This window comes from Scytonema sp. UIC 10036 (assembly GCF_009725235.1).
Genome location: NZ_WJFC01000088.1, coordinates 1 through 18,800, shown reverse-complemented (window position 1 = coordinate 18,800; position 18,800 = coordinate 1). Strand labels below are relative to the sequence as shown.

The following is an 18,800-nucleotide window of genomic DNA, read 5'->3' as shown; positions in this document are numbered from 1 at the left end:
CAAAGAATCCCATAATATCTATAAGAGATGATTTATAAAGTAGGTTGGGTTGAGGAACGAAACCCAACATTTCATCGAATTATTGGGAATAATTGCTACATAACGATCGCAGAAAGTAGGTGCGATAAGCGCTCTTTCAGCTTGCGCCGAAGCGATCGCGCTGATTGCACCTCTCTTGTTAACTTCGCCCATTACTGCTCTATAGACCCTTGATACTTAGCAACCTTTGCTCGCACTGCTTGACGAATATCTTCCCAATCTTGAGGAGTCATAGCAGTTGCAGGTCCGGATCTCAAACTCTCCAACAACATTCCTTCGAGACGTTCTTGAGCTTTACGCTTTTGGTCAAGGCGCACTAACTCACGGAAGTACTCACTGGCACTACTATAACTACCACTGGCTACTTGTTCCTCTACATAAACTCTCATAGAGTCTGGTAGGGAAATATTCATGCTTTTCACGATTCGTTACTTTATTTACTGACTCTTCCTAATTATGGCAAAGATTGCCATTAATTGCCACCCATCTACGATAATTTCTTGATGATACCTGCTTGGTGTGGGGGAAGATGTTTGAGAACTTCACCCAGAGTGAGGTAGTTGTCAATATCTTGAATGAATTGCTGTGCTTGTTCCTAATTCAGGGAATTGGGGACTTCTGGGTAAGAAATAGGCTGAAGGCGGATTAAAAAACTTTTGCCATTTTTAATCCAGGTGTTGACAAACGCCTTGGGTTTCTCAAAAACATTTGTTGAAGCCCAAGTTTTCACTGGTTCCGTCCGTATCAACACCGTTGGTGTCGGCGACTAAGCAAAGATTATGAGGTACTGCCTGAAACTACCGAAGTGTTTATTGATGTTGCCATGATTCGTTTAATGCTCAAGCAACTTGCGTGATTTAAATTACTTCTTCACAACTTTTCAAACATCCTCTAAAGGGGGTGTTGCATCATTGCGGGATGATTTATAGTATGTAAAAATCGTTATATCATAGTGCTTAATTTTTCTTTTTTTAAATTTTATTCACAGTATTTTTACATTGATTCTATGAATACATTTTTTTAAAAAGCTATAAAAGCAGCGTTTTAAAGCAAAAAAAATCTTTTTCCGCCAAAAATACACATATTCTTATTAAAAGTCTGTGAAGCTTCTATTAAGTCTACGTGAGTTCGTGATATCTTTTGGACTGATGATTCCTTCTCAAGTTCTAAATTTATGAATATTATGGAGGCTAGACTTAGCCTTGGGGTCAATGTCGGCTTCAACAGCGAGAGTAAGAGTAAATTGCTCCTCGTCCTAGAATCAGAGGTCTATTAGTCTTAGAAAAATTTAGTCTTCCCAATTCTTCGAGGTGGCGTATCAGCAGTTCATGAGAATACTGTTGAAGGTTCAGCCTTGAATACAATCTTTTGCATTCATTGGGATGTCAATGTCTGTTTATCCTCATACTAGGATAGTTCTTCTTCTTGACTTCCATCAATTACTACAACAGTCAGTTATCAGCGAAACCAAGATGCTATGAAGAAAGTTAAAATTTTGAATTTAGAAATTGACAATGTATCAAAGGCAGAATTTTTAGATAATTTACAATCGGGTGTAGTATTTACACCAAATGTCGATCATCTGATCCATCTTCAAAAAGATCCAGAATTTTGGCAAGCATATAATATGTGTGACTATAAAGTCTGTGATAGTCAAATACTTATGGTTGCCTCCTATTTTTTAGGAACTCCCATCAAAGAAAAAATCTCTGGTGCCGATCTTCTGCCATCTTTTTACAATTATCATAAATATAATGAAAACATCAAAATTTTCCTCTTAGGTGCTGCCAAAGGGGTAGCTAAGCGGGCTCAACAAAAGATAAATGAAAAACTACAAAGAAATATTGTGGTTGCTTCCTATTCTCCATCATTTGGTTTTGAAAAAAATGAAGAAGAATGCCATGCGATCGTTGATAAAATCAACTACTCGGGTGCTACTGTTTTGATAGTAGGAGTCGGGGCTCCAAAGCAAGAAAAGTGGATTTATAAGTATAAAGAACAACTGCATCGTATCAAAATATTTATGGCATTGGGTGCAACCATTGATTTTGAAGCAGGTCATCTCAATAGATCTCCAAAATGGATGAGGAAACTGTGCTTGGAATGGTTATATAGAATGATTTGCGAACCTAAAAGACTGTGGAAAAGATACTTAATAGACGATCTGCCTTTCTTGTTTTTAATCCTCAAACAAAAGTTGAACTTGTATAAATCATAAACAAGAAACGGAAGTCAATCATCTCTCATCTGTTCAAGAAGCATTCACTCTTTCTGCTAAGCTTCTCAAACGTTCTTTTCGCAATAACATTTCTGAAGTACTATCAAGTTCGACTTTTTCTAAAATTTTTTCCCAACGATATACCCAGTCATGACGTAGGAGTGAATGAACAACATTATTTCTGTGTATTGCCTGTAGGCGAGCGGGTTGAGCATCAAGCTCAGTTATAATTTCAGTGATACGAGCAGTATCTTCAGGAATTTCTAGCACGGCGTCAGACCAGTCAAAATAGCTTTTATAAGCATCACAAGCTGGAACGCTTCCAATTATGACTGCTCCCCCTGCGACTCCCTCAAAAAAACGAGCTCCCAATTCTTGTTGACCACCTGTTTGATGAATGGCATCAAATTTAGCTTTGTTAGCAATAAAGTAGCGGCTCCTTTTGATCAAGTTACTGTAGAGAGTGCGATGTTCCTGATATTCCTTCATTTCAAGACCTTTTAAGGAGTCATATAAATATAAAAAATTTTCTCTTTCGGCTTTTTCTAGCAGAGCTTTGTGTACTACTGCCGAACAGCGACCGATAGAGTAAACATTGATGAAGCGTTGAGGGAGATATGGGTAGGGGCAGAATTTGATGGTATCGACTGCAAACGATAAGAAGTAACAAGGACGCCGAGTCAAGCAAGCAAGGGCATCAACACTAGCACTGTGAGTTGTAAAAATACAATCAAACTCCTGAGTAAGTTCAAAGCAAAGCCTAGTTTTCGATTCTCTAAGTTCTTTTACCCAAATTTCATCTATCCATAAGACAGCTTTACGACACTTTTCTCGCCACCCTTTAATGGAATTGATAAGAGTGATGTCCCAAAAGTGCTGGCAAATAAAAAATAATAAATCATATTCTCTGTCGAGAATTATAGGTCTAGAGCCAGATTGAAACAGCTTACCCATACCTATAGTTCTGCCTACGAAGTTTGCAACCTTTTTATTGACTTCAGGGAATAAATTAGAAGCGGGTGTGGGAGCTAGCAAATCAGCATTATCAAAAGCACAAATGTTATCTTCAAATTCATAATTGGCAGACCGAAAAGCCTCAGCATGATAACCCCGCATAGATATAACTAAAATACGCGGTTGTTGAGGCGAGCAAAAATACAAGCTTTTTGAAGACAGTTTTGACATAGACGCAATAGTGTAATAACTAAATATTGGATTTCTGGGAACTTTTCTGAGCAAGCTTTCTTAATTTGGGGAGCATTTCCTATTTTTTATGGTAATGTTATTTCGGGAATCAATAAAATTTTATTTCCACGAAACTTGATGAACTCACATTTGCTGCCCTCTGCCATCTGCCTTGTGTTTCTTGAGAGTTTAGAGATTACCAATGCAATCAGCAATTTCTGCTAAAAACTTTTGCTGTCGCTGTTGCGACCAAACTATACTCGATCCCTGATTTTTTTCTATTTCTTTAAATGTTAGTATTTGCATTAAATGATTGGCAAAATTCTCGGGTTTTTCAGCAACTCTAGTAGAGGATGGATAATTTGATATTCCTCGCATAGCCTTAGGAGTAGCTACAATAGGAGTCCCAGAAGCAATTGCATCTAAAGTTTTAATTTGTACACCTCCACCACTAATAGAAGGGATAGCAATCACTCTCGCTTGCTCCATAAATTTTTGTGCATCAGATACAAAACCACGATATTTAACATTAGGGTATTGTTCTTCTACCCATTCAGCACCTTTACCAGCAATTTCAATAGATAATTCACCAGGTAAAAGGGGGTAGACAGATTCTAAAAACCACTTTAAGCCTAGTAAATTAGCTTTCCACGTCCAGCTACCTATAATCCCAATATCGCATTTTTTAACAACAGTAGAAGTCTGGAATTTATGAAAGCTAGCAGGAAGGCAAAAAACGCGAGTTGCTGCATTAAGAGTGCTAAAATATTCTGCATCGTGGGAAGTAAAAGTCCAAACTTCTCGTGCTGTTCTAGCCAAATTTTCTTCCATTTTTTCAATCAGGTAAGTCTCTCGCTTATATATATTTTTCCAAAATTTTTTTGTTGTCTTAGTGAATTGTTCGTGATAGACCTCACGTTCGATATTGTGAGCAATAAAAATTAATGGCAATTGAGTGTTGATAAAGGGCAACAACCAACCAAGCTGTGCGTGGTCTACGATCGCAATGTCATATTGATGTTTGTTTAATAGTGCGATCGCTTTTTTGATGTAGCTAGAAGAATAATATTTAGCTGACGAATAAGGTAGACGTTTGAGGAAAGCTAACCCCATCCACAAAAGGGGGTAGAATTTAGAATGACCTGTTTCTATATATCGTTGCCCAACGACTATCTCATTTTCCTTGGGATGAAATGAAGCACTATCTTGTCGTTGGTATCCAACTACTAAGACTTGATATCCGCACTGTTTGAGCGCATCAATAAAAGACTCAGAAGCTATTTCCCCGCCAGTTTTTCGTTCGCTAGGAAGAACTGTTGTTAAGTATAAAATTCTCATGGTAAGTGTAAAAGCTTAATAACCCAAATTCCTTCATGGGACTATATACTCTGTATGGCTCTATAGACTTCGTAACGAATTCCAAGGAGACCCGCCAGCGTTCCTAAACCCTGATAAATATTTAACAAAGCTCTAATAAATGTATGTTTTCCAAGGAATAGAGATGGCAGCATAAAACAAAGTCCCCGAACAATCAGCCCAAGTCCTTTAAGTATGCGTATAGTTTGTAAGACGAGCGAGGGATAAAGTTCCTTTTCACAAAAACTATGTCTGCCCCAACCGAGAAAACCTCGTTCGAGCACCCACCCCATACGAGTACGGCTTTCTGGTATCCATTCGTACACCAAAGCCTCATCTGCCCAGATGAGTTTGTATCCTTCACGATGGAGACGCATAAAAAGGTATACATCTTCTCCACCACTAAAAGCAAAGCGCTCATCAAAAATTGGGTCTAGTTTTTGCAAAATTTCAAACCGGATTAACACATTGTTAGTAGATGCCATGTGTATGGTATGACCTGTCGGGTAACGTTGAGGCTCAAAAAATTTCCCTTTCACAACCCATTGAGGAACATTTGGCATCACAAAATGGGGTAAAACTGGTCCCGTGACAATATCTGCATTATGCATTTGCTGTAGAAAAAGAAGTTCGTCTAACCAAAATTCGGTGGACACTTCGTCATCATCGATGGTGACCACAAAGTCTGTCTTCGGGTTGACAGATGCGATCGCTTTATTGCGAGCATAGGAAATACCGCGAGTTTCTTCAATACAGTATTTCAACGACCACTGAAAATGTTCTGCTTGACTTGTGCAAACAGCTTTTGCTGAACCAGTGGCATCATTATCAACAACAACTACCTCTAGATTTGGAGCTACGATTTTACGAAAACTTAATAAATTGAGACCATTGAGCAAGCGTCTGAGCCCTTCCGGGCGCTGACACGTTGCGACACACACTGAGACTAACATCCTCTCACCTCAACTTTTATTCTATGTCATCCAATGTTTCTACTTGCCTAAACTCATTTAAAGTCAAGGGGCTTAGAGAACGATAGAGCAATGTTTCTTGGTATTCTACAACTACTGAAAAGGTTGTAGAAACGTACAATATCCAAAAAATGCTATTAGTCGCTAAAAGAGTACTCTCACTGATATTGTATATCAAGAGAAAAGTTAGATACATCAAAGGCCAAAGACCTTCAATAGTTTTCGTTATCTGTAACCATTTGACAGCCCTTAAGTAAATTGTGATGTAACTGACTAAAAAACAGAATACTCCAAATAGACCTAATTCTATCCATAAATCCATAAAACCATTATGACCGTAAGTACATTCCCAACCTAAAGTTCGCCAAAGATATGCAGTGGCTTCATTATCCCAATCTCTCCAAACAGCATTCAGACCATAACCAAACCAAGGACGCTCCCAAATGAGATCTAGCATTGCATTCCATATGTCCGTGCGACCTGTAAGCGTCAATTCTCTTCCCACAAGACTTGCAACAAAGTCCAAATTGTCGAACAGCAATATGGCGGCGCTGCCAACAACAAGTAGTGCAAAGATTGACACGGGTACGAGTTGAGTATAGTGATTCCGCCACGTTCTATAGAGGGGCATAACAGCAGTCATAACGACAAAAACAATAGCGGCTGTTTTTGATGTGGAAAGAATAATCAAAGCAATTGACAAAACATAACCAATCCAAGGAAACCATTTGTATCCACGACTCAGTATAGGTTGAGCTAGTGCAACACACAGAAATACTATACTACTGAGAACTGCGATCCGACCTAAGAGATTTTTATGGGTCAAAACGCCTCGCCAAGATCCTTCATGGGAGCCAAAGTCTTGAAAGGTCATTAGACCATATGTAGGTAAAGCGATAGCGAATACGATGCTTGAGAGAACGACAATACCCAGTGCCCAGGATAGTAACTCTAACTGTTCTCTGAGGGTGTAACGTAAGGACAAGTAAACACCAAATAGAGTTGTACCAATGAGAAGTATGGCTCTACGGATTGTAATCTCTGGTGCAATCGTCCACAACACTGAGGCTGTTGCAATGGCGATCGTCAACCAAATCCAAATATCCTTTTTCATCACATACATAAAACCCCTGCGTTGAGCAAGAATTAAGAGTAGGGTTACTAGATACACACCTGCAAACAAGAGGGGAGTATATGTATCTTCTATAGCTCCAGTTGTTCTGTCTTCCAATAAAAGAGGAATCAACGCACTCGTAGAAAGAAAAAGAGTCAAGATAACAAATACAATTTCAGCTAGCCGTGACAGTCCTCGCATAGCAACCTACTATTTAAGGCTATAAAGTGTGGAGATAAGTGGTAAATGTAATAAAAGTATATTTTTGTACTCTATGTTATGCCATAATACCTCATTTGTGGTGGATAATTACAAGTTTATACTGATTTTGTGTACTTAAAAACCCAAATAAAGACTTGCTTATCAAACGGCTTCTGTAGTATCTTGATATCTTGAGCTTAAGTAAAAATATCATCAAATACTGGGTGCTCAATTTAACTGTCATTACTTAATGTTTCTGAATAGATCTTTCTTAAAAGATTAAGAAACTTTATTGCAGATTCTCTAAATGGAACCACAAATGCCTACCAAAAAACACAGGCTGCAGGAATTGACTCAGCCCAATGTATTATCTAGAGAATTGTATGGGTTTTGGAAAAGGTCAGAAAGTGATGAAGACAATGCGGGTTTAGGTCCAATCTTGGCAGTTTTGCGTCGTCAATGGGCGTTGATTGCCAGTATAAGTGCCATCACAATCGCTGTATCTATTCTATGGACAGTCACTCGCACTCCAAAGTATGAAGGGAAAATTCAACTCCTGGTTGAGCCTTTACAAACTTCTGATAGCCAGCTACTGGTATTACTATCTGAAACTTTAAAACAAAATATCAACGAAATTACCAGACAAAACAATACCTCCTTAGATTATCGAGCTTTGATGGAGGTATTGAAGAGCCCGAAACTTCTCAATCCAGTTGTCAACGAGCTCAAAAGCCGATATCCAGATATAAGTTATGACAAGCTTGTTGGTAATGATGTCGTTGGTAAATTACCAAAAGCAAAAAAAGGTACTCTTTATATTGAACGTATTGTTATAGGTAAAGAAAAAGAAGATCGGTCGAGAGTTATAGAGGTTCGTTACCGAGAAACAGATCCGGAAAAAATTCAGGCAGTCTTAAATAAGGTCTCAAAAGCTTATCAAAACTATAGCCGAGAGCAACAGCAAACCAATCTACGCCAAGGCATTAGGTTTGTTGAAAGGCAAATTCCCATACTACGGCAGCGAGTCAATTTCCTGCAAGAACAGTTGCAAACTTTTCAACAGCAATATGGTGTTTTTGAGCCCCAACTGCAGGGCGAACAGCTGTTGAAACAAGTTGATGAACTACGAGCGCTGCGGATAGATACTGCGGAAAAATTAGCTACGGCGAGGTCCTTGTTAACATCCTTACAAAAGCAATTAGGGCTGTTAGCAAATGAGGCAATCGCTGCCTCAGCTTTAAGTGAGTCACCTCAGTATCAACAAATACTGACTCGCGTCAGAGAGATTGAAGCAAGAATTGCCGCAGAGTCAACTCGCTTCACGGGTTCCAATCCCGTGATGTTGAGTTTGCAGGAACAAAGGCAAAAACTTTTACCTTTATTAGAGCAAGAAGCGGAAATCGCTCTAGGACATAACTCATCTAGCACAAAGTTTACTTCTGAAGTTAGAACTTATCAAAATACTGTTCGGCGAGATCTCACCAAACAACTAGCGGATGTTACCAATCAAATCCAATATTTTGAAGCTAGCTTGACAGCAAACAACCAAGCAACACTGGAATTGGAGAGAAGAATTAAACAGTATCCAGCCATTGCACGTCAGCATAACAATTTACAAAGAGAACTCCAAGCAGCAACAGACACCCTCAACCAGCTTTTAGCCAAGCAAGAAGCACTACGAGTTGATGCAGCACAACAGGAAATTCCTTGGGAGACGATTTTGCCTCCCACCCTGCCACGCAACAAAAATGGAAAATTGATACCAGTCTCTCCTAAACCCATTCTTAATATAGGTTTGGGAGGATTTGTCGGTGTATTGCTGGGTGTATTTGCTGCGTTTGTTCGTGAAAATATACAAAATGTCTTCTACGATCCCAAGGAAATCAAACGTACAACTAAACTCTCTTTACTAGGAGTTGTTCCTTTTGATAAAAGATGCAAGCTCTCGACAAAGACAGATGCACAACGAGTTCATCGACAACAGCAAAACTCTCAATTCTTACCTAAAGTCATCGCAAATGAGAACAGTAGCGCTTCTCCCTTTATTCAAGTTTTTTACTCCATATACAATCATTTGTCTTCTCTCAGGGCTGACACTCCTGTACGTTCTCTGGTTGTGACATCGGCTATGTCTGGCGAGGGCAAATCCACTATAGCAATTAATGTGGCCAGAACAGCTGCTCAATCGGGTTTGCGAGTACTACTCGTCGATGCAAATTTGGGTCATCCCACAATACATACTATGTTGGGTTTAGTTAATAGCAAAGGGCTCAGTGAAGTTATCACTCAAGGTTTAGAATTAGATGATGTGCTCGGACAAGCCCCGCGAGAAGACAACCTTTTTATCGTAGTGGCTGGAGAAAAAACGCACAATACAGCAAAACTATTCTCTTCTAAAAAGTTTGAGCTTTTTATGGAGCGATCGCAAACAAAATTCGATTTAGTCATTTACGATGCACCACCTGTTATAGGAGTGTTGGATACAAATCTACTGGCTCGCCGCACCCATGGAGTTTTGTTTGTTGTCGGGCTTGGCAAAACAACCCAGAGTTGTGTACAGCAAGCATTGGATGAATTAAAAGTAGCACACGTTCCAGTGTTAGGGGCGATCGCCAACACGGCGAACAATTAGCAGCCGCAGGACTATCTGGCAAGTTTTGTTATTCTCTTGGAAGTAAAGTGCATTTTATTAACCAGTTGATCGAGAATATTAAGACACAACTGTCAAACCGTTTCGTTCGCAATCTTAGCTGGTTGGGAATGAGCCAAATGGCTTACAGAGTCTTACGCTTAGGGCTTGTGGCTATCATAGCGCGTTTTTTAAAACCATACGACTATGGTTTAGGTGCGATTGTTTTGACAGTTCGTGAGTTTGCTATCACCTTTTCTGATATTGGCATTGGCGCTAAGCTTATCCAGTCAGACGAAAGCGAGCTTGAGGATTTATCTAACTCTGCCTATTGGTTAAATTGGGTAATCTTTGCAAGTTTATTTGTTTTGCAGTGTATTGCGGCTTTTCCTATTTCATGGGTTCAAAATACTCATGAAGTTATTTTACCTATTTGCGTAGCGGGAATTTCTTATTTAATTTGGCCTATATCCAATATTCAAAGAACTTTGATTCAAAGAGAAAACCGTTTTAATGTCATAGCTATTGTTGATAGTCTTCAATTTTCACTTTCCACTATACTCTCAGCTTTATTTGCAATTATGGGTATGGGAGTCTGGGCATTTGCCCTACCCAATGTTCTGGTATCTCCTTTGGAAATTATCATATATCGCCAACAAAATCTATGGCGTCCCAGTACGAATTTTACAACTAAGTATTGGAAAGAAATATGGAGTTTTGGTAAGAATATTTTGGCAGTAGGTTTACTGAAAACTTTAAGAAATAACTTAGATTATTGGCTCATTTTGACATTTCTAGGTGTTGAAGAATTAGGCACTTATTTCTTTGGTTTTAACGCCGGGTTAGGAATTAGTCTCAGTTTGATTAGCTCAGTAGAATCTACAATTCTACCACATTTATGCACATATCGGGAAGAAGCAAGTGAATTGAGAAAAAGTTATTTCAAAAGTTTACAAGTGGTTGCATTTATTATTATTCCCTTTGTGTTACTCCAATCGAGTTTAGCATCTATATACGTACCAGTTATTTTTGGCAAGAAATGGATATCGGCAATTCCCATTGTTGTCCTCATTTGTCTATCAGCCATTCCCAGACCATTTGCTGATGTCGCCTCTCAACTTCTAGTGGCGATTGGCAAACCACACCTTAACTTCCGTTGGAATGTCTTATTTACATTCCTATTCGCGGCTGCACTCATGCTGGGAATTCAATGGAAAACCATTGGAGTCGCAATAGCAGTTCTGCTTGTGCATATGGTTTTTCTTCCTCTATTCACATTATGGGTTACAAATTATGTCTTTGGGCGCAGGTGATAGAGGCGATTCGCAATTACACAAACGAAGTCCGCCAACACGGACTAAATTATCTACAGAGTACAAGTAAACAGTGTATGTTGGGATATAGCTTTTCTCAGTCTCATGAGGTACACCCCCCTTTCATCCCCCCTTACTAAGGGGGGACAGAGGGGGGTAATTTTTGTACCTCACCAGGTTGAAATTTGCTGTAATAAATCATTCATCGAGCGTCGGGTCTTTGAGCAATTAACGGCGCAAGGTATTAAACTTAAGTACGAGCAAGAGCCAATGGGTTATGCTGGGATAAATGAACTCAAACAAGCAATGTCTGACACGGGTGTATGGATGCGATAAGCCGGGTACGGCTTGCGCCGAAGCGATCGCTTCTCTAAATATGCGACTTTTGGTGTTCAACAATTAGGTTGAGAACTGGTACTGCGAATATGTTCGCTCGCTACCATGAGTTCGCTCAGCATGACTTCATAACTCATATCAGTGGAACGGTTCAGGGTCATCAATTCCAACTGTTCTCTAGTGATAAAGCCCCCATTTTTTGCTGTAGAATGTCGTCAGTTCAGACAAAGATTGCGTCACCGCAATCTCATTCCCAGAAGACATTGTAAATCATGGCTCACACTGACGCTTACGAACGTATTGCCCAGGCAGCGCTCGATCGATATGCTGTAGTTCAGAAAGAACTTCGGTTTCTGGGTCATAGTGGAAACGTAACCTTTTATGTGGAAGCACCAGAGGAAAACTTCCTTCTCCGCATCCACCAACCACTTTCAGGGTTACAGGATGATATATGGCAAAAACCAGACGTTATCCAATCAGAACTTTTGTGGCTTGTTGCCTTACATCGTGAGACAAATATAACAGTGCAAGAGCCAGTGCAAAATTTAGAGGGTACATGGGTGACACAAGTGTTAGCAGATGCTACCCAAGATGTTTTTAATTGTTCGTTGCTGCGTTGGATAGACGGCTGCATTTCTGATACGCATCGAACACCACAACAAGCTCACCAGCTAGGCTCATTAATGGGTCAACTGCACCGTCATAGCCGTCAGTGGAAATTACCACAAAATTTTGTCCGCCCAATATTTGATGAAAATCGTCTCCGCACAGCACTATTAGCACTTTACCCAGCAGTATCCCATGGCTTGATTTCACCAGAGCATTATAAGATGCTGACAGTAGCAATCCAGAAGATTGAAAGCATGATGAAAACACTGGGTCAAGCACAAGACGTGTGGGGATTAATTCATGCAGACTTACATGAAAGCAATTATCTATTCTACAACGGACACATTCTACCAATTGATTTCGCTCGTTGTGGCTTTGGATACTACCTTTACGATATTGCTGAGTCAATTCAATATTTACTGCCTCAAGTGAGATTCTCCTTTTTTAAAGGGTATCAAACTATTTGTCAGTTACCCGACCGTTACTTACAAATAGTAGAGGGATTCTTTATTATGGCAATAATATATAATTACTCCTTTCTTTTGAAGAATCCAGAAGAACACAAATGGATTTCAGATGATATTCAACATATTGCCAAGAGACACCTTCGTAAATATCTTGAAGGTGAACCGTTTTTGCTTCACTCTCAAGAAACACAAGAAGTGTGAAGAAAATTGGTTGTTTTGTATCACCTCGTTCCCAGCCTCAGGCTGGGAATGCCTTAAGGGAGGCGGAGCCTCCTGTATCCCTCTGCAGCAGATCACCAGTCTGCATTCCCACCCAGAACCGGATCGAGAGAGGAAAAGAGGATGAGTCTAAACATCGTTTTACACATTAGAATTTTTGACTAGCCCAGACTTTTAAAATATCCTCTGAAGTTGGGAATACTAGCAACAGTGTAGTGGTAAAAATGCAATGTCAGCAAATCAGCCTGAAAATAATGACGCAGTGTTGGGCGGAGGAGTCCCACCTGTGATTGATGGTGCTGTTTTAGGTGGAATTGAAGGTGTAAAAAAGCGTTAGGTAAGTCCAGTCGAAGAACTCCGAATAGCAGCACTTTCCGATGCTTTAAAATATGGAGAACAGGGTTTAAATTTGATGATTCAGGCTTTAGAAGATAAAGTACAATCCATACAGAAAGCTGCTTATCTCCTATTACGAAAGAAGAAAGAACCGAAGATTATTCAAGCTTTACAAGGATTAAATTATTGGTCATGGATGGAGTGCCTTACTACTCTTAATTATCCCGCTTATGTTAGTTATCTTCCCATAACTTCAGATGGCAAAAAAATTATGTTTGGCGGGATTAAAGCAATACAAATTTGGGAATGGGAGGAAGATAGGATGCAAAGACTGATTTTGCAAGGTCATTCAGATGAAATTAATTTTTTTGATTTTAGTTCAGATAGGCAAACAATTATAGGTGGTAGTTGGGGAGACAAGCGCATCAAGGTTTGGAATTGGCAGCATTAAAGTATGGGGTGTTAAGTAACTCTTATATAGAGGCTAGTTTAAATCATTCATCAGCATATGCTTTTTCCAACAAAGCTAAGGGGTCAGTCCAACGGCGAACTATCTGGGCTGGGGAGACAGTACGCCTCTGTTCGACGATCGCCAAGGTTTCTAACTGATTGAGACACTCCTGCAGTGCTTCGGTTTCTATACCAAGAATAGGAGCTAATCCCATTTTTTGCTGTAGGAGATCGTCAGTTAAGACAGAGGTGGCGTCACCGAAATCCCGTTCCCACAATTTGGCTAGAAAATATCCAGTTAAGTAAGGATTGGGTAAAGTGGTATTTGTATTAGAATATTTGTCTTCTTTAACAGTAATAAACTTGCAGGATGCTAAAGCTTGGTTATCGGTATATGCTCGCAAAATATATTTTATTCTTGTAGAAATCACCTTGCTTTCTTCTTCAAAAACAGATGTAAAATGATGCAGTAATTCATCAACAGTAAATGTATTGTACTGAGGGAGAAAGCTAAAGACAAAATAAGACCACCCACCGCGTTCAGCAGGATTATTTGGTGGTTTTTGCAGTCCTTTGTCACCAAAGCTGAGATAAAAGTGCATCAACCAGTTGGTGATATATGATTCAAAGTAGCGGTCTAGACGCCAAACAATTTCCCCTTCAGGGCTGGGACGATTCTCGTGAATTAAACCCGCACGACTTGCCCAACTTTTGATTCTTCCAACTTTAGCATTCCCCAAGCTTGTTCTGTTCATCAGGTTTTCAAGGCGATCGTTTAAGCCTGGTTCTTCTGTAGCTGCTTGGAGTATTCTGGCAACTTCTTCTTTTTTTAGGGAAAAATTGCCGTTAAAATGCAGTTGTAATTTAGTCATAAGTAGTCGTGCAAAATAAATTATTTAATCGGAAGAAGGAACTATGAACGGGAAACAGGCAACAGTGCTAGATTACAGCGATTTTAGCTGCTTTACAAAATATATAAATATTTATCCATAAGTACTTAGACGTTTTTAGAGGATAAAGCACGCGTATTTCTTAATTTAAAATTTATACCTTAATAGTCATTGTCAGCCACGCAAGTCTAAGCGTTTGAATGCTTTTATGATTAAAACATACTTTATCTTACGTATTTTCCTAGATGTTGGTTATGAGTGTCAGTGTCCACTAAGAAAGCAATTAATAAGCGTTATTTTTTGCCATCCACTTCCGTTATTTTTTTAGCGTCAGAGGCTGAAAGTACTAATCTTTCGTAGCTTGCCCCTATTTTGAAGGGTAAAATTGCTTGATTTACTTCCGCTATTTTCTGAAACTAATGTCCTTATTTTGAAGCAAATGTCGATCTATTCCTGTGCTAGAGCGCCAGTCTACTAATATATGTTGACACAAATAATAGTCTGTAGTGTAAAATAAATTACTTGTTTTAGGCTAAATATATGGGTCGGGTTCTTAGCGATTCTCCTATGTCTTACGGAGACGCTACGCGATTGCATTAAAACGTAACGCCAAAATCCCTGATTTTAATAGCATCTATATTTTGCGTTTTACGTCAAGCACTTCTACTGGATTGGTGCTCCAGTACATAGCTACGGATTCTTGTTCCAGAAGCAGATCTAAGCGTATCTACAAAACCATCTTCAGCCCACTCTTTAAGCCATTCACGAGCAGTACGGTCTGAAACCCCAAACCAAGATTCAATATCTGAAGGGTTGATCGCGAAGGGATTATCTACTCCATCAAGAACCCGCGCTAGAAGTCTTGTGAAGTCAAAGCGGTCAAACCTGACTAACTACGGCATCCTAATTACTACGTCCACGACCCCGTACTATTACTATTCGGTGCAATTCTTTGATAAATGCTTCTGTAATAGGGATTTGCGCTTCAGCAAATTCTTCAACTCTATCGAGCGCTCGCCAGTAATTACGGACTTCCTGTTCAGCATCACTTCCAGTACGATCGCTGCGAGCAATCGCTCGTCTTACAGCCACTTCATCTAAGGGGTTACCTTCAATTTGGGTCGAGCTACGTGTACTTCTTTGCAAAGCATCGTGACGCAGGCGCAGAGTTGTATCGGGTGGAAGGGGTAACACCTCAATAACAGCACGTGCTCCCTCGATAACTCCCAAATGCCTTACCAAAAGATGATCGTAAGTGAAGCGTGGAACAAAACTCATGGACTAACGTAATGTATTGTGCTGAAGGAGAAAGCTAAGCTCAAACCCAATCATCAGGGTTGCTGAGTTTTACCAGTCCTTTGTTACTATAGCTGAGGTAGAAGTGCATCAACCAGCTGGTGATGTATCTAAGAAATTTGGAAAATAGACTCACTCAGGTCTCAGTACTTGAGTTTTTTTGCTTATCTCACGCATATTGTAAGAAATTATACTTTAATAGTCGTTGTCAGCCACACAAATTCCTTTACACTTAATACCGTTCGTAGCCGTGCGCTGACAATGAGAACATAAAATTTTTTCGGTTTCTGTTTCTTGATTTATCTTGACACTGGTGCTTGTCTGTAATTTGGATTTTTCGGTCTGGATTTTTACACTCATAAGGGTGAAAGGGTTTTTTGCTGTTTATATTTTACAAGTCAGTTAGAAGCGATCGCCTACGATGCGATCGGGCAAAGTACTACGGGGTTGAGTGCAGTGATGTCTTTAACAAGAGGCATAGGTGTAAAGAACTTTGGAAAAGTCTAAGCGTTTGAGTGCTGTATGCTGAATAAAAAAGTTACCTACTCCTCCATCTCCCCACTTAATAGAGTTACGATCGTCAGTGTCCATTTGCAATAGCAGAAAATCGTAGCCTTCCCCGTCTAGAAAATACTCGCGATCGTCATTCTGTACAAATTTTGGATATCCATCTATACGGTGTCCTGTTACCAATTGCCAATATTTTTCTTCATACTCCTCTAGGAAATCATCTGCTAGTTCTTCGAGAGAATTCTCCATTTGTTCGCTGAGTTCACTCTGTTGAAAGATGGGGAAATAGCTTTTCAGTAAGGATTTAAAGCGATAATCTGAACCACTCATAGGACTGGATTTGACTGCTAAATTTAAAGCCAAACAACCTGATAATGGTAAACCTACAGGTGTGGGTAAAAAGTCAAAGTTATCTAGCAGATTGTCTATATTCATGTCGGGTTCGGGAAAATAAAGAACACGGAAAGTGCTTTGTTCTAATTGTGGATTCTTTTCCAAACCAAAGGCTGTCCGATTTGTAGCTTCAATATAAAACTGAAGAATACCATTTTCTGGTAAATCTTCTAAAGTAGGAGTGTCGGAAAAATTTATTTGTGCTAAAAGGCTAAGGGGAGTACCATCTGGGGCTGTGGGGTAAGGAGTCTGCTTGGGAAAATAAGGAAAACCGCCAAACTTACTTTGCCAAGGGGTAGTTTCTGATGTTGGATATGGAAGAATTTCTAAATATGGTTTTGTAATTGCAATCGCAAACTCATCCAGACGTTCTGTTAATTCTAAGAACATCTTATGCAACTCATCTGGAGTAAAATCCTTGTTATTTTCGTCGGTTGGGATAGACTCGGTATCATACCAACCCTCTGTTAGTAATTCTTGAATACTTTTTTCAAAAAAAGCTTCTGCTTCTGCTTCAGAGGAAAATTCATGAAGTTGCCTGTAATGTGTAACAGAACAGCCTTCTAGGTGAAGAGAAGTTCTAAGTGAATTTAATCTAAATATTTTATTGCGTTTCACGATAATTAACCTCAGATGCGATCCAATACTTGTCGGTTAAGCTGAAAAATACGAAAACACGTAGGTTGGGTTGAGGAACGAAACCCAACATTTACAGGTATTTGTTGAGTTTCTTCACGGCGATCTCAAACCACAAAAATTCTTATCCAAGTAGTATTGAGATGCGATCGGTATGAGTAGAAGCAGAAAAGCCAGTTTTTTTTAAGATTTTGATAGACCCTATGTAGAACGGTAAAATCACTTAAATGATATTTTACACTATCGGCTTATTGAGAAAATCATAAGCTAAAAAGCCTATGGTTTCGTAGGGCGGAAATTGCCCACCACCCACTCCCACAAAGAAGGTGCAAGATATCGGTTGATTACAGCTATTTTCAGGTAAATGAACCACATCTTTTTTATCTCATGCAAAGGCGCAAAGGCGCAAAAGAATTAAGAGTGTGGTCTAAATAAGTGAAAACAATAGAAATAATTGAACAACAATTTCAAACAATGGATGAATTGCGTAACCGTTCAGGGGGGTGATTGGTTGAACTACAGATAGCCAGTTTGAGGAAAAGTGTTTACAACCTCAAAGAGTTCGATTTAAATAAATTCGATCGCGATGAGATGGAGTTTTTGCAGCTTGATTCTTTAGTTGTACGTGCTTTGCGGTTGTGCGACCAGCGAGCGGTACAATTAATATGAAGATATCTAACCGATTCTGGACGTTGGGACGTAGTGCGTCTACAATGTTACTAGATTGATGTTTGGCAGAACGAAGCGGGAGCTAAAACTTGGGGGGTTCTGCCAAAATCGCCAGAACCTAGACAAGTTAATAGTTACAGCGTTTTGATATTTGACACTATTGATATTTTGTGTCAATAAGCGAGCCGGAAATGAGGTCATTTTTTCGATCTGCCAAAACGGCTTGTAGAGTCCTTGCTCTGTAAGGGTTTCAGATGGCGGCCTTGAAACGTAGCGATACCCGGTAACGGGATTGAAACATAGGAACTAGCTCTACATATTAAGGAGGATAAGTGCTTGAAACGTAGCGATACCCGGTAACGGGATTGAAACTAGCGATCGCTACTGGCAAATCATCGGCATCTCGAACTTGAAACGTAGCGATACCCGGTAACGGGATTGAAACTTTTAATGGTCACCGCGTTCTGGATCTCGGCTGCGGCTCGGGCGTGCTCGCCATAGCGGCGGCGCGGGTGTTGCCGCGCGCCACGATCATCGCCACCGACATGGACCCGACCTCCGTCGCGGTGGCGCGGTCGAACATGGCGGCCAACACCGCTCCTCACCGGATCGCAGCATATGTCGCGACCGGCTTGTCACATCCCCGGTTACGGCGAACAGAGAGCTTCGATCTCGTGGTCGCCAATATTCTATCCGGTCAGCTGATGCGGCTCGCCCGGGACATTCGGCGGATTGTTCCGCCGCGGGGCAAACTGGTGCTCTCGGGCATTCTCATCCCACAGGCGCCGGCCGTCATTGCCGCCTTTGTAGCTCAGGGCTTTGCGCTCGAACGGCACGACCGCGTGACCGGATGGTCCACCCTGACGTTGACGAAGCGCTGAAGCGCTTTTGTTGCACCCGTCACGACCAGCGCTTAAACAAGGCGCCATGTTCCAGACCTTCACCGCATCCGCCGACCCCTCG

16 protein-coding genes, 2 pseudogenes and 1 CRISPR repeat array are annotated in these 18,800 nt (G+C 40.3%); of the genes and pseudogenes, 9 read left to right on the top strand and 9 right to left on the bottom strand.

All coding sequences use genetic code 11. The features are described 5' to 3' along the window. Positions 1-18 precede the first annotated feature (18 nt). The gene (locus tag F7734_RS32865; protein ID WP_155748745.1) at positions 19-192 is read right to left on the bottom strand and encodes a hypothetical protein; all 174 of its coding nucleotides are present in this window, start codon (positions 190-192) and stop codon (positions 19-21) included. Continuing rightward, a complete protein-coding gene (locus F7734_RS32860; protein ID WP_155748744.1) occupies positions 192-452 on the bottom strand; it encodes a type II toxin-antitoxin system ParD family antitoxin in 261 nt (86 codons plus the stop codon). Before F7734_RS32860 ends, F7734_RS32865 begins: the two co-directional genes overlap by 1 nt. Positions 453-793: 341 nt before the next feature. On the opposite strand from F7734_RS32860, the pseudogene F7734_RS64080 reads away from it, so the two are divergent. Beyond that, positions 794-895 (top strand): annotated as a pseudogene (locus tag F7734_RS64080) (IS5/IS1182 family transposase); the annotation flags it as partial. 621 nt (positions 896-1,516) lie between these two features. Continuing rightward, positions 1,517-2,257: a WecB/TagA/CpsF family glycosyltransferase gene (locus F7734_RS32855; RefSeq protein WP_155748743.1), complete on the top strand. Its 741-nt coding sequence runs from the start codon at positions 1,517-1,519 to the stop codon at positions 2,255-2,257. Positions 2,258-2,290: 33 nt separating this feature from the next. Here F7734_RS32855 and F7734_RS32850 read toward each other — a convergent pair whose 3' ends face one another. The 4 genes from F7734_RS32850 to F7734_RS32835 all read right to left on the bottom strand — a co-directional run bounded on the left by F7734_RS32850 (position 2,291) and on the right by F7734_RS32835 (position 7,084). Continuing rightward, on the bottom strand, positions 2,291-3,442 hold the full coding sequence (locus tag F7734_RS32850) for a glycosyltransferase (protein ID WP_155748742.1): 1,152 nt from the start codon (positions 3,440-3,442) through the stop codon (positions 2,291-2,293). A 189-nt stretch (positions 3,443-3,631) separates the two neighbouring features. Continuing rightward, a complete protein-coding gene (locus F7734_RS32845) occupies positions 3,632-4,780 on the bottom strand; it encodes a glycosyltransferase (protein WP_155748741.1) in 1,149 nt (382 codons plus the stop codon). Positions 4,781-4,821: 41 nt separating this feature from the next. Further along, positions 4,822-5,751, bottom strand: coding sequence for a glycosyltransferase (locus F7734_RS32840; RefSeq protein ID WP_155748740.1), 930 nt, complete (start codon positions 5,749-5,751; stop codon positions 4,822-4,824). 16 nt (positions 5,752-5,767) lie between these two features. Beyond that, complete coding sequence (locus F7734_RS32835; protein WP_155748739.1) at positions 5,768-7,084, bottom strand: O-antigen ligase; 1,317 nt, start codon at positions 7,082-7,084, stop codon at positions 5,768-5,770. Positions 7,085-7,403: 319 nt separating this feature from the next. Between F7734_RS32835 and F7734_RS32830 the strand changes: the two genes are divergently transcribed. From F7734_RS32830 to F7734_RS32810, 5 genes are all read left to right on the top strand, one after another. Continuing rightward, complete coding sequence (locus F7734_RS32830) at positions 7,404-9,716, top strand: polysaccharide biosynthesis tyrosine autokinase (protein WP_155748738.1); 2,313 nt, start codon at positions 7,404-7,406, stop codon at positions 9,714-9,716. 47 nt (positions 9,717-9,763) lie between these two features. Then, positions 9,764-11,026 (top strand): lipopolysaccharide biosynthesis protein, encoded by a 1,263-nt coding sequence (locus F7734_RS32825; RefSeq protein ID WP_166482299.1) that lies wholly within the window; start codon positions 9,764-9,766, stop codon positions 11,024-11,026. Between the two features lie 105 nt (positions 11,027-11,131). Continuing rightward, on the top strand, positions 11,132-11,362 hold the full coding sequence (locus tag F7734_RS32820; RefSeq protein ID WP_155748737.1) for a hypothetical protein: 231 nt from the start codon (positions 11,132-11,134) through the stop codon (positions 11,360-11,362). A 272-nt stretch (positions 11,363-11,634) separates the two neighbouring features. After that, positions 11,635-12,639, top strand: a complete 1,005-nt coding sequence (locus F7734_RS32815) for a phosphotransferase (protein WP_155748736.1) — start codon at positions 11,635-11,637, stop codon at positions 12,637-12,639. Between the two features lie 430 nt (positions 12,640-13,069). After that, the gene (locus F7734_RS32810) at positions 13,070-13,444 is read left to right on the top strand and encodes a hypothetical protein (protein ID WP_155748735.1); all 375 of its coding nucleotides are present in this window, start codon (positions 13,070-13,072) and stop codon (positions 13,442-13,444) included. 43 nt (positions 13,445-13,487) lie between these two features. Here F7734_RS32810 and F7734_RS32805 read toward each other — a convergent pair whose 3' ends face one another. The 3 genes from F7734_RS32805 to F7734_RS32795 form a co-directional block, all read right to left on the bottom strand. Further along, the gene (locus tag F7734_RS32805) at positions 13,488-14,315 is read right to left on the bottom strand and encodes a DUF4007 family protein (protein ID WP_155748734.1); all 828 of its coding nucleotides are present in this window, start codon (positions 14,313-14,315) and stop codon (positions 13,488-13,490) included. A gap of 921 nt (positions 14,316-15,236) precedes the next feature. Beyond that, entirely contained in the window at positions 15,237-15,611 is a 375-nt protein-coding gene (locus tag F7734_RS32800; RefSeq protein ID WP_155748733.1) for a hypothetical protein, read from the bottom strand. A 483-nt stretch (positions 15,612-16,094) separates the two neighbouring features. Next, positions 16,095-17,150, bottom strand: coding sequence for a YwqG family protein (locus F7734_RS32795; protein WP_166482298.1), 1,056 nt, complete (start codon positions 17,148-17,150; stop codon positions 16,095-16,097). Between the two features lie 525 nt (positions 17,151-17,675). Here F7734_RS32795 and F7734_RS32790 point away from each other — a divergent pair. Continuing rightward, on the top strand, positions 17,676-17,837 hold the full coding sequence (locus tag F7734_RS32790; RefSeq protein WP_155748731.1) for a hypothetical protein: 162 nt from the start codon (positions 17,676-17,678) through the stop codon (positions 17,835-17,837). A gap of 262 nt (positions 17,838-18,099) precedes the next feature. Continuing rightward, positions 18,100-18,283: direct repeats of the CRISPR family, unit length 37 nt; unit sequence CTTGAAACGTAGCGATACCCGGTAACGGGATTGAAAC. Between the two features lie 15 nt (positions 18,284-18,298). Further along, positions 18,299-18,718, top strand: a pseudogene (locus tag F7734_RS32785) (50S ribosomal protein L11 methyltransferase); the annotation flags it as partial. Positions 18,719-18,800: the final 82 nt, after the last annotated feature.

Excerpts from the sequence above, each read along its gene's own strand:
- F7734_RS32810 (WP_155748735.1), top strand. The coding sequence starts at position 13,070 with ATGATTCAGGCTTTAGAAGATAAAGTACAATCCATACAGAAAGCTGCT.
- F7734_RS32840 (WP_155748740.1), bottom strand. The coding sequence starts at position 5,751 with ATGTTAGTCTCAGTGTGTGTCGCAACGTGTCAGCGCCCGGAAGGGCTC.
- F7734_RS32845 (WP_155748741.1), bottom strand. The coding sequence starts at position 4,780 with ATGAGAATTTTATACTTAACAACAGTTCTTCCTAGCGAACGAAAAACT.
- F7734_RS32815 (WP_155748736.1), top strand. The coding sequence starts at position 11,635 with ATGGCTCACACTGACGCTTACGAACGTATTGCCCAGGCAGCGCTCGAT.
- F7734_RS32800 (WP_155748733.1), bottom strand. The coding sequence starts at position 15,611 with ATGAGTTTTGTTCCACGCTTCACTTACGATCATCTTTTGGTAAGGCAT.
- F7734_RS32820 (WP_155748737.1), top strand. The coding sequence starts at position 11,132 with ATGAGGTACACCCCCCTTTCATCCCCCCTTACTAAGGGGGGACAGAGG.
- F7734_RS32865 (WP_155748745.1), bottom strand. The coding sequence starts at position 192 with ATGGGCGAAGTTAACAAGAGAGGTGCAATCAGCGCGATCGCTTCGGCG.
- F7734_RS32855 (WP_155748743.1), top strand. The coding sequence starts at position 1,517 with ATGAAGAAAGTTAAAATTTTGAATTTAGAAATTGACAATGTATCAAAG.
- F7734_RS32850 (WP_155748742.1), bottom strand. The coding sequence starts at position 3,442 with ATGTCAAAACTGTCTTCAAAAAGCTTGTATTTTTGCTCGCCTCAACAA.
- F7734_RS32805 (WP_155748734.1), bottom strand. The coding sequence starts at position 14,315 with ATGACTAAATTACAACTGCATTTTAACGGCAATTTTTCCCTAAAAAAA.
- F7734_RS32830 (WP_155748738.1), top strand. The coding sequence starts at position 7,404 with ATGCCTACCAAAAAACACAGGCTGCAGGAATTGACTCAGCCCAATGTA.
- F7734_RS32835 (WP_155748739.1), bottom strand. The coding sequence starts at position 7,084 with ATGCGAGGACTGTCACGGCTAGCTGAAATTGTATTTGTTATCTTGACT.
- F7734_RS32860 (WP_155748744.1), bottom strand. The coding sequence starts at position 452 with ATGAATATTTCCCTACCAGACTCTATGAGAGTTTATGTAGAGGAACAA.